Origin of the sequence: Clostridium sp. ZBS15 (genome assembly GCF_023845705.1) — a bacterium.
GTDB lineage: Bacteria > Bacillota > Clostridia > Clostridiales > Clostridiaceae > Clostridium > Clostridium aquiflavi.
The window spans coordinates 103,468-114,213 of the sequence record NZ_JAMQHY010000004.1 but is presented as its reverse complement, the minus strand read 5'-3'; the positions used below and the strand labels follow the sequence as shown (position 1 = coordinate 114,213).

Here is a 10,746-nt window from a genome sequence, read left to right as displayed (position 1 = left end):
GGTTGCACAATATGAATTAAAAGAAGATTAGTATATTCTGTGTTTTAACAGACAAGTTTATATATGCATAAGCAAAGTGGACTAAGTAATTGAACTTAGGAATACTAAAATGAGTATAGTCCAATTTTAGCTTGCTCTCAATGTAAAAGTAAGACAAGCAGTAAATGTGACAATACTCATTAAGTATTCTCAAAGTCTAATTACAATGCCACTTTACCTATTGCAGATATCAACATATATTTTTATATATTCTAAGATGATTGGTCTTAAAAATGAAATCTAAGATTGGTTTAAGAAAAATTTAATGGGAGAAAATATGAGAGGTTTTAAAAGTAGAATATTAATATCATTGATATTTATAACTTTAATTTTAGTAGTTGGATGTAGTGAACAAAAAGTTAATGAGACTAAAAGTGAAAATAAATGTGTAGTTGAAGAAAGTTTTATAGAATCTATAAAATTACCTGAGGCTATAAAATCACCAGAAGATATTATAATAGAATCATTTAAATATGAGAATTCACATCAATTAAAAAATTTATTGACTTGTTATACAACAAGATATAAGGATGTTAATTTTAGATTAGATAATTTAGAAAGTTGCAGATTGGATTCTTTAGAGTTAATAACAGATTCAAGAATTTATAAGAGTTATTTTACAAGTGGAGTAGAGATAAAAAGAGAAAATGTAAGAAAATATACTGTTAAATATAATGTACAATATAAGGATCAAAGTAAAGAACCGATAGATAGTGGAAATTATGATACAATGTATACTCTTATCAGAGAAAATAACTTGGGTGAATGGAAAATAGATGGTATTGGAGAATCATAAAGAAATGTAAAAACTTAATTTAATTATTGATACTACTTGGTTAAGATTATTTTTATATATAAAATGCCATATCATAAGCACTATATTTGAATTGTAATTTAAAAAATAAAATTTATGATATACTTAAATAATATATATTATTTAAGTATAAGAGAGGCTATTTAATGAATACGCCAATGTAGAAGAGAGGTCATGTTTATACATGCACCAGTTTTAAGCAGACTATATACTCATAAGGTATATGGTCTTTAATTTTATAGTATAGAAATCGAAATTTAGGAAAATATATTAATATAATAACAATAAATAATATAACTACATATATTATTTATAAGAGAGGTCATGTTTATACATGCACCAGAATTACTAGCAAGCTATATACTCACAAGGTATATAGCTTTTAAATTTATATTTAATATACTAGAGACTTATACTAAATTATTAAGAATAATATAAAAAACAGCCATAGAATGATTTATTAATAACATTCTATGGCTTAATTTTTTATTATAATGTGTTAATATCTGCAATAGGTAAAGTAAATTCCTCTGTCCATTGAGCTTTATACTACAATATCAACTCATTTCATTTTTAAAATAATAAGTTTGCTATTAGTACTATTATAGGCAATGTTAAAACAGTTCTTTCTAGGAAGATTATAACTAAATCTTTGAATGAAACTGGTATTTTTGAACCTAAAAGTAATCCACCTACTTCAGACATATAAATTAATTGCGTTACTGATGTACACGCTATTATAAATCTAGTCATTTCATTTTGAATACTTGTAGCTAATACAGATGGTATAAACATGTCTGCAAAACCTACCACTAGTGTTTTAGAAGCAGCAACAGCTTCAGGAACTTGTAATAACTTTAGTAATGGTATAAAAGGTAATCCAAGCATTGAAAAGAAGTTAGTGTATTCAGCAATCATAAGAGCAATTCCGCCCATAGACATAACTACTGGTAATACTCCTAGCCACATATCTACTACATTCTTTAGACCATCTTCAACAAATGAGTGAAAGCTAAAATTATCTTCAGCTTTATCAATAGCATTTTTTAATCCCCATGTAAATGGAGTATATCCATTAGGTATAAGATCCACATTTTTTTCTAATGGTCTTCCATCAATATATGTATCAGGCTTCTTAGATAATGGTCTCACTCTTGGAAGTACTATAGCTGCAATGATACCAGATAAAGTAACTGTTAAATAGAATGGAACAAACATATGTGAAAGTCCAACTTGAGTTATAACCATCAAACTAAATGTTATAGAAACTGCTGAAAATGAAGTTCCTATAACAGAAGCTTCTTTTTTTGTATAAAAGCCTTCTTCATATTGCTTACTAGTTAGTAATATTCCAATAGTTCCGTCACCTAGCCAAGAAGTGATACAATCTATTGAAGAACGACCAGGAAGTTTAAATAAAGGTCTCATTACCTTAGTAAGTAAAGCACCTACAAATTCTAATAAACCGTGGTTAAGTAATAATGGTAAGAATAAACCTGCAAATAAGAATACGGCAGTTAATAATGGAAGAAGACTAAATAAAATCATTCCACCAGTACTATCAGACCATATAAATTCAGGTCCTATTTTAAAATAAGTCATTATAACTAAAATCATACCTACTATTCTAGCTGTTAACCAAGAATAACTAACATTAAACAATGAATTTAAAATTTTATTTTCAGTTTTAAAAACTTTTATTAATATACTTCCAATAGCAGAAATTGATATCAATATAAGAGAGATAAAAGGTAAAATGCCTTTTAATGTATCTACAAATAAATTTGATAAAAATGCTACTGGAATTGTGAATTGTCCACCTAGCATTATTGGAGTCATAAATAATACAATTCCTATAAGTGAAGGAATTATAAACTTCAATAATGAGGAAATATTTAAATTTATATTTACATCTGTATTTTTATTCATATTTATCCCCTTTTTATTTATAAATATACAACAGTTATTATTTTAATATAGAAAAAGCAAAAAAGATAGTGCTAATTTAAAATAAAAGTTTAATTTTTATTTTGAAATATTATATTTTTTACATAAAAATTTCAACTAAAGTTATGTAAAAATTTGCAGTTTAATGCACATACTTACATATAATATATAAAAGAATTTAATTATTTATATTTTCTTTAGATTAGGATTAAATATCCAAGGAGGAAATTTATATGTACAAAAGAATTAAGGAAAAATTTAAGAATCTTTCCATAAGAAAAAAAGTAAGAAAAAGCTTTTCTATAATATTAGTATTTACATTAATTTTTATGATTATGTCATTAATAAGCTTACAATTTATATCTGAAAAAGTTAACAAATTATATAATGAACCATTTAAGGCTGTTGAAATAACTTGGAATATGAAAACTGAATTCCTGAAAATGCAAAGAGATATGTACCAAGCTTTAATTGAAAATAACGAAGATAAAATAAAGAACAATATTTCTAGTGTAGATGATCAAGTAAAGCTTTTAGAAGAAGATATAAATAATCTTAGAAAAATATATATAGACGATCATAATTTAATTGGTAAATTTGAAAATAATATAGATGAAGTTAAAGATGAACGAGAACAGATTTTTTCATTACTTTTAGAGAATAAGGATTTAGAAGCTTATGATTTAATTAATGGAAAATATAATGAAGGGATAGATAGAGCAAGGGAAAATCTAATAGATATTGGAGAAACTACTAACAACAATGCTTTAACATTTGTAGAAGAAGCTGAAAAAACCAGAAATTTAATATTTATATTAGCAGTTATAATATTAATATTAATGATAAGTTCAATTATATTAATAAGTAGAGTAATTCAATCTAGTTTACTTGAAGGAATTAATCATGTGAAAAAAGTATCTCAAGACTTATCGGAAGGAAATTTAAGCATAGATAATAGTTATATATCTGAGGATGAAATGGGCGAAATGAGTAGAGATTTAAATGAAACTATAAAAAATTTAAGTGGTTATGTGAATGATATTTCAAGAGTTATAGAGAATATAGCCCATGAAAATTTAGATGTTAACACATTGATAGAGTATAAAGGAAATTTTAAGCCTATAAAAGATTCTTTAGATAATATTATAAATTCATTTAACAGTATATTTAAAAATATACATCAAGCATCTGATTTAGTAGCAAGTAGTTCAGAAGAAATAGCTTCAACTACTCAAAGTTTGTCTGATGGTGCAGTGGAACAGGCAAACGCAGTAGAAGATTTATTTTCTAAATTTAATGAAGTTTTAATTAAGATAAATAAAAATACTGAGAGTACTAAAAAAGCTGATGAAGTTTTTGAAAATACTAAAAGAATGGTTTTAGATGGAAATAAAAAAATGGAAGAATTGATGCTAGCTATGGAAAAAATTAGTGAAATGTCAAACGAAATTGAAATAATAACTAGTACAATAGAGGAAATTGCTTCACAAACCAATTTATTGGCACTAAATGCTGCCATAGAGGCAGCAAGAGCTGGGGAATCAGGAAGAGGGTTTGCAGTAGTTGCCGAAGAAGTGAAATCATTAGCAGAACAATCATCAAAAGAAGTTAAGCATACAAATGAAATAATACAAAACTCTATGAAGTTTGTAAAAAATAGTAATGTATTAGCGAAGGAAACTTTAAATGCATTAGGAGAAATAGTAAAAGATGTAGATACTACAGCTGAATTAGTAAAACAAATAGCCAAAGCATCTGAAGATCAATCAGAAGCTTTGGGAGATATGTCAGTTAAGGTAGATAAAATATCAGAAGTTATTCAAACTAATTCAGCAACAGCAGAAGAGACAGCAGCAGCAACAGAGGAATTAGCATCGCAAGCAGAAATTTTAGAACAAGAAATATCAAAATTTAGACTAAAGAACTAGAATTATATTTTAGCAAAGTATTGATATATGCATAAGCAAAGTTGGTTGAGTAAAATATATAGGCTATATCTTAATAAAAATTAGGGTATAGCTTTTTTAGTTACCTTGATAAGAGAAATAAGGTATAGTAATATAAATATCATAAGAATTTAACTTTAAGGAGAGAAAAATATGGGCTTTCGTAAAAATTTAATTAATGCAAATAGAATAGTTGTAAAGGTAGGAACTTCAACATTAACCTATGATAATGGTAATATCAACTTAAGAAGAATTGAAAAATTAACTCGAGTTTTATCTGATATTGTTAACTCAGGAAAAGAGGTTGTTTTAGTAACATCAGGCGCTATAGGTGTTGGTGTAAGCAAATTAAAGTTAAAAGAAAAGCCCGAAGGTATAAGAGAAAAACAAGCAGTTGCATCAGTAGGACAATGTGAACTTATGCATATATATAGTAAATTCTTTGGTGAATATAGTCATGTTGTTGGTCAAGTTTTACTTACAAGAGATGTAGTAGAAGATGATCATATTAGAGAAAATGTATGTAACACATTTGAAACATTAATGGAAAATAAAATAATTCCAATAGTTAATGAAAATGACACAGTTTCAATAGATGAGATAGAGAATATTGTTAAATTTGGGGACAATGATAACTTATCAGCTATAGTTGCAACACTAGTAAAAGCTGATTTATTAATAATATTATCTGATATAGATGGATTTTATGATTCAGATCCTAGAAGCAATAATGATGCAAAGTTATTAAAAGTTGTAGAAGAGATAACACCAGAACTAGAAAGTTGCGCTGGAGGTGCTGGTTCAAATTTAGGAACTGGCGGAATGGTAACAAAACTTGCAGCAGCTAAAAAAGCAGTATCTTCAAGTGTAGATATGATTTTAGCTAATGGAAGTGATCCAAGCGTAATATTAAATGTTTTAGATGGTGAAGATGTGGGAACTTTATTTTTAGGTAAAAAATAGATAGTGTAAAGTACGCTATGAAAAAATAACACAAAAAATAAAATAATTGGGGGTATAGAAATGAAAGCGTTGATTTTAAAAGGTGAAAGAGCAAAGGAAGCATCATATGTTCTTATGAATGCTACAACAAGTGAAAAGAATGATGCTTTAATAAAAATGGGGCAAAAATTATTAGAAAATAAAGAGTATATTCTTGCTGAAAATAAGAAAGACTTAGAAAATGCTATTCTAAAAGGTACATCAAAGGCTATGCTTGATAGGCTGTCTTTAGATGAAAAAAGACTTGAAGATATGGCGGATGGATTAAATCAATTAGTTAATCTTAATGATCCAATAGGTGAAGTTATTTCCATGTGGAAGAGACCTAATGGTCTTCAAATTGGTAAACAAAGAGTGCCAATGGGTGTTATAGGAATAATATATGAAGCTAGACCTAATGTTACTTGTGATGCAGCGGGTTTATGCTTAAAAGCAGGAAATGCAGTAATATTAAGAGGCGGAAGTGAAGCAATAAATTCTAATAAAGCAATAGTTAAAGCACTTTGTGAAGGTATAAAAGAATCAGGACTTCCAGAGTATTCACTTCAATTAATAGAAAATACAAGTAGAGAAATTGCCAATGAAATGATGAGATTAAATGAATATATAGATGTTCTTATTCCAAGGGGTGGAGCAGGTCTTATTCAAGCTGTTGTTAAAAATGCAACTGTTCCAGTAATAGAAACAGGAGTAGGAAACTGTCATGTTTATGTTGATGAAGAAGCTGATTTTAAGATGGCAGAAGACATAATAATAAATGCTAAAACAAGCAGACCAGCTGTTTGTAATGCAGAAGAAAAATTATTAGTTAATGAAAAAGTTGCAGAAGAGTTTTTACCTAAGATTATTTCAGCATTGAGAGAAAAAAATGTTGAAGTAAGAGGCGATAGTAGTGTAATGAAAATAGTTGATGATGTGAAAGAAGCAACAGATGAAGACTGGGGCAAGGAATATCTAGATTTTATAATTGGCATCAAGATTGTAAATAATATAGATGAAGCTATTAAACATATAAATAAATATGGATCAGGTCATTCAGAAGCTATTATAACTAACAATTATCAAAATTCACAAAAATTCTTACAAAGAGTTGATGCGGCAGCAGTTTATGTTAATGCTTCAACAAGATTTACAGATGGATGCGAATTTGGATTTGGTGCAGAAATCGGAATAAGTACTCAAAAGCTTCACGCAAGAGGTCCAATGGGATTAAATGAGCTTACAACTACAAAGTATATTATTTATGGAAATGGTCAAATAAGATAATATTATGTATTTAAAATTAATCAATCATGTTTGTTTTGTATTTTCAGATATAAAGCGAATATGATTGTATTTTATTATATGGATAATTTAGTAAAAATTAAGAATTTTATGAGAGATTTTTTTGACTACTTTATTTATAATTTAAGATAAGGAGAATTTTATGGATTGGAATATTAAAAAATTTAATGAACTTACTTTAGACGAGTTATATGAAATATGCAAAGTTAGATATGAAATATTTGGATGTGAACAAAGGATATATCAAGAAAATGATTTTGATGATATAGACAAAAAGGTTTATCATTTATTTTTGAAGGATTCAGGTAAAATAGTTGCTTATTCAAGGCTTATTCCAAGTGGAATTACATATAATGAATCTTCAATAGGAAGAGTTTTAGTTTTAAAGGAATATAGAAGAAAAGGCATAGCTTTTGAACTTATGAAAAAAAGTGTAGATTTTCTTAAAAATGAACTTAATGAAGAGACAATTGTTATATCATCTCAATTGTATGTAAAAAAACTTTATGAAAGCGTGGGGTTTAAAGCAATTTCTAATGTATATGATGAAGTTGATATTCCTCATGTTAAGATGAAATTATAAGAGAAAAATTAATTTGTATAATAAGTCTAGCATGTGTTTTATAAATAGAAAAACATCAAGGGGGAAATATGGGGAATAAGTTACACAAAAATGCTATTAAATCTTGGGTGATTTCAAGATGTATTGGAACAATATTATTTTTATTCATATCATTAATAGTATTTTATATTATGGAATCTAAATTTGAGATTCAGTGGATAGTGAAAAATTCAAAATATATTTTACTAGGAATATCGATAATAGGACTATTATGTATCATAGATACTATTATAAATCCAATAATAGAATATAAAACATGGATATATGAACTTACTAGTGACAAAATTGATTTTACTCAAGGAATTTTTACTAAAAAAAGAACTATTGTACCAATAATAAAAATAGAGCACATAAAAATTAATAGAGGTCCTATAAATTCAAGACTAGGACTTGCTAATATTGAAATCTTTACAGCTGGGGGATCGCATGAAATACCTAATATAGAAGTTAAAGTTGCAGAAGAGATAGGTGAATATTTAAATAATAAAATAAAAGAAAAGGTTGAAGAATTTAATGAGAAAAACAGAAATTTATAGAGGGCATTGGAGCAATATAGTAAAGAAGATAGTTTCTAATCTATATTTGATATTTATAGCTCCATTTGCATTAATAATTAACGATAACAAAGGCTTTAACTTTATTATTTGTATATTATCAATTGGATTTTTTATTGTTCTATATTCCATATTATTATGGAGAAGTAAGTATTTCTATATAGAAGATAACATGTTTGTTTATGTAAAAGGAATGATAGAAAAAACAAAAGAACAAATTCCGCTTAAACAAATAACTACAGTTGATTTAAAAACAACCATTTTAGATAGAATTCTCGGATCTGTGACTTTAAAATTAAATAGTGGTAATGCAACTTTAAATGAAGCAGAATTTGAATTGGTTGTAAAAAAAGAATATGCGTTACTAATACAAAAAGCTGTATCAGGACAAGATGTCAATGAAGAAGATGTTTATAGCAATGTTAAAGAGTTACAAGTAGAGTATAAGGATATAGCAATTTATGCATTAACAAAAAATAAATTTGGATGGATTATGGCTTTATTTGTTATAGGAAATAAATTTAGTAAAGTATTTAAAAAATCAGCTATTAACAATGCTGAGAATTATTTAGAATCAGCAAAAGATTATATATTAAATGGTACTATTTTTGATTTAGTGTTGAAGTTATTATTTATATTTGCTTTTATATATGTTTTTTCAACAATAATTTCTATAGGAATAGAAATTTTAAAATATGGTAATTTTAAAATTATAAGAAGCGAAGATTCTTTTAATATAAGATATGGAACAATTGATTTAAAAGAATATTCTATATCATTAGAAAAAATTCAAGGATTAAAATTAAAACAAAATTTATTACAACAATTATTGGATTTATATAAAATTGAAGCAATAGTTATAGGTGATGATGAAACAAATTCATTACTTTTTCCAAGTTTAAAAGGTTCAGAAAAAGATAAATTTATAAATGAATTTTTACCAGAATATAAGATAACTAAAGATATAGATAAAGCATCTAAAAAATCAATTTTTAGATTTATATTTAAGAGATTTATAGTTTCTATAGTGGTTTCTTTAATATTAATTTTATTAACTAAGCAATTTTTACCTAAGTTATATATGATAAATAGTTTTAAATTTATTTTGTCATTAATATTATGTACTTCTCAAATTATATTAGGTTATATTGATTATTTAAATAATGGGATAGCAATAGAAGAAAATAATATTTTATTAACAAATGGTTCAAGAATAAAAAATACTTATATAATAAGAAAGTTTAAAGTTCAATCATTACAGGTTAAACAGTCAATACTTCAAAGATATAGAGATATATGCAACTATAAGATAGATATTGCTACAAGTTCTTTTGGTGAGACAATAGAAATAAAGAATATGGATATAAAGAAATATGAAGAGATATTATAGAGATGAAATGTGTAGATTTAATATGGTTAATCTACACATTTTTTAATATATTATAATTATGTTATTTGATATAATTTTATTAATAAATTAAAAAAACATTATATTATATAATCAATAAATTTTATAAAGAAAGTTATTTAATTTTAATATTATTAATACTGATTTAAATCAAGTTATTGTACAGAAAGAGGGTGTTAACAATTTGAGGGAGTATGCATTAATTACTGGTGGCACAGAAGGTATAGGATTAGAATTAGCTAAATTGTTTGCTAAAGATAACTGTAATTTGCTTATAGTAGCAAGAAATAAAGAAAAGTTATTACAAGTTAAAAATTATATAGAAAACGAGTATAAAGTGGATGTTGATATTTTATCTGTAGATTTATCTATCCACAATTCTTGTGAAGAAATATTTGAATTTGTGGATAAAAAAAATATAACTGTGGATTATTTAATAAATAATGCGGGAATAGGATCATTTGGATTTTTCCACAAAGGTGAATCAAGATTTGAAGAAAACTTAATAAATATAAATATAGTTTCTTTAACAAATTTAACGAAATATTTTATAGAAAAAATGGTAGAAAAAAATCATGGCGGAATAATAAATATAGCTTCAACAGCTGCATTTGTTGGTGGACCTAAGATGGCAATGTATTATTCTAGTAAGGCATATGTGTTATCACTAACTGAAGCTTTGCATGAAGAAGTAAAAGATTTAGGAGTAAATGTAAGTTGTGTATGCCCCGGACCTGTAAAAACATCTTTTCAAAGTAAGGCTGGAATAAAGAAATCTGAAAAGGCTAAAAAGTATTTAATGTATGCAGATAAAGTTGCTAAAATAACATATAAAGAATTTTTAAAAGGAAAAGCTATTATAATTCCAGGATATAAAAATAAATTATTAGTATGGGGAACCAAACTAATTCCAAGGTCAATAAGTAGGAAGATAATATTAAAAAATAACGCTTAAGTTAAGATGATATTTTAGAATAAGGCTCACTGGATAGAGGAATTTACTTTAAGAAATTTAAAAATAAATTCCAATTCCTGTCCGTCTTTATAATAAAATATTGCTCATATAAAATAGAATCATGTTTTAGGAGAATGTTGATATCTGCAATAGGTAAAGTGGCATTGTAATTGGA

The 10,746-nt window shown here is 26.1% G+C and carries 9 protein-coding genes; 8 read left to right on the top strand and 1 reads right to left on the bottom strand.

The window, feature by feature from the left end:
- Positions 1-316: 316 nt before the first annotated feature.
- On the top strand, positions 317-835 hold the full coding sequence (locus tag NG904_RS02615; RefSeq protein WP_252229582.1) for a DUF4829 domain-containing protein: 519 nt from the start codon (positions 317-319) through the stop codon (positions 833-835).
- A gap of 591 nt (positions 836-1,426) precedes the next feature.
- On the opposite strand, the gene NG904_RS02610 is transcribed toward NG904_RS02615, so the two are convergent.
- Positions 1,427-2,782, bottom strand: a complete 1,356-nt coding sequence (locus tag NG904_RS02610) for a YjiH family protein (RefSeq protein WP_252215801.1) — start codon at positions 2,780-2,782, stop codon at positions 1,427-1,429.
- Between the two features lie 251 nt (positions 2,783-3,033).
- Between NG904_RS02610 and NG904_RS02605 the strand changes: the two genes are divergently transcribed.
- From NG904_RS02605 to NG904_RS02575, 7 genes are all read left to right on the top strand, one after another.
- Positions 3,034-4,728 carry a methyl-accepting chemotaxis protein gene (locus tag NG904_RS02605; protein ID WP_252229580.1) on the top strand — a complete coding sequence of 565 codons (1,695 nt, stop codon included), beginning with the start codon at positions 3,034-3,036 and terminating at the stop codon, positions 4,726-4,728.
- Positions 4,729-4,899: 171 nt separating this feature from the next.
- On the top strand, positions 4,900-5,709 hold the full coding sequence (gene proB, locus NG904_RS02600) for a glutamate 5-kinase (RefSeq protein ID WP_252229578.1): 810 nt from the start codon (positions 4,900-4,902) through the stop codon (positions 5,707-5,709).
- 60 nt (positions 5,710-5,769) lie between these two features.
- On the top strand, positions 5,770-7,014 hold the full coding sequence (locus tag NG904_RS02595) for a glutamate-5-semialdehyde dehydrogenase (protein WP_252229576.1): 1,245 nt from the start codon (positions 5,770-5,772) through the stop codon (positions 7,012-7,014).
- 160 nt (positions 7,015-7,174) lie between these two features.
- Positions 7,175-7,615: a GNAT family N-acetyltransferase gene (locus NG904_RS02590; RefSeq protein WP_252229574.1), complete on the top strand. Its 441-nt coding sequence runs from the start codon at positions 7,175-7,177 to the stop codon at positions 7,613-7,615.
- Between the two features lie 68 nt (positions 7,616-7,683).
- Positions 7,684-8,190 (top strand): PH domain-containing protein, encoded by a 507-nt coding sequence (locus tag NG904_RS02585; RefSeq protein ID WP_252215775.1) that lies wholly within the window; start codon positions 7,684-7,686, stop codon positions 8,188-8,190.
- The gene (locus NG904_RS02580) at positions 8,168-9,598 is read left to right on the top strand and encodes a PH domain-containing protein (protein ID WP_252229572.1); all 1,431 of its coding nucleotides are present in this window, start codon (positions 8,168-8,170) and stop codon (positions 9,596-9,598) included. Before NG904_RS02585 ends, NG904_RS02580 begins: the two co-directional genes overlap by 23 nt.
- Positions 9,599-9,800: 202 nt before the next feature.
- Positions 9,801-10,571: an SDR family NAD(P)-dependent oxidoreductase gene (locus tag NG904_RS02575; protein ID WP_252229570.1), complete on the top strand. Its 771-nt coding sequence runs from the start codon at positions 9,801-9,803 to the stop codon at positions 10,569-10,571.
- The last annotated feature ends 175 nt before the right edge of the window (positions 10,572-10,746 follow it).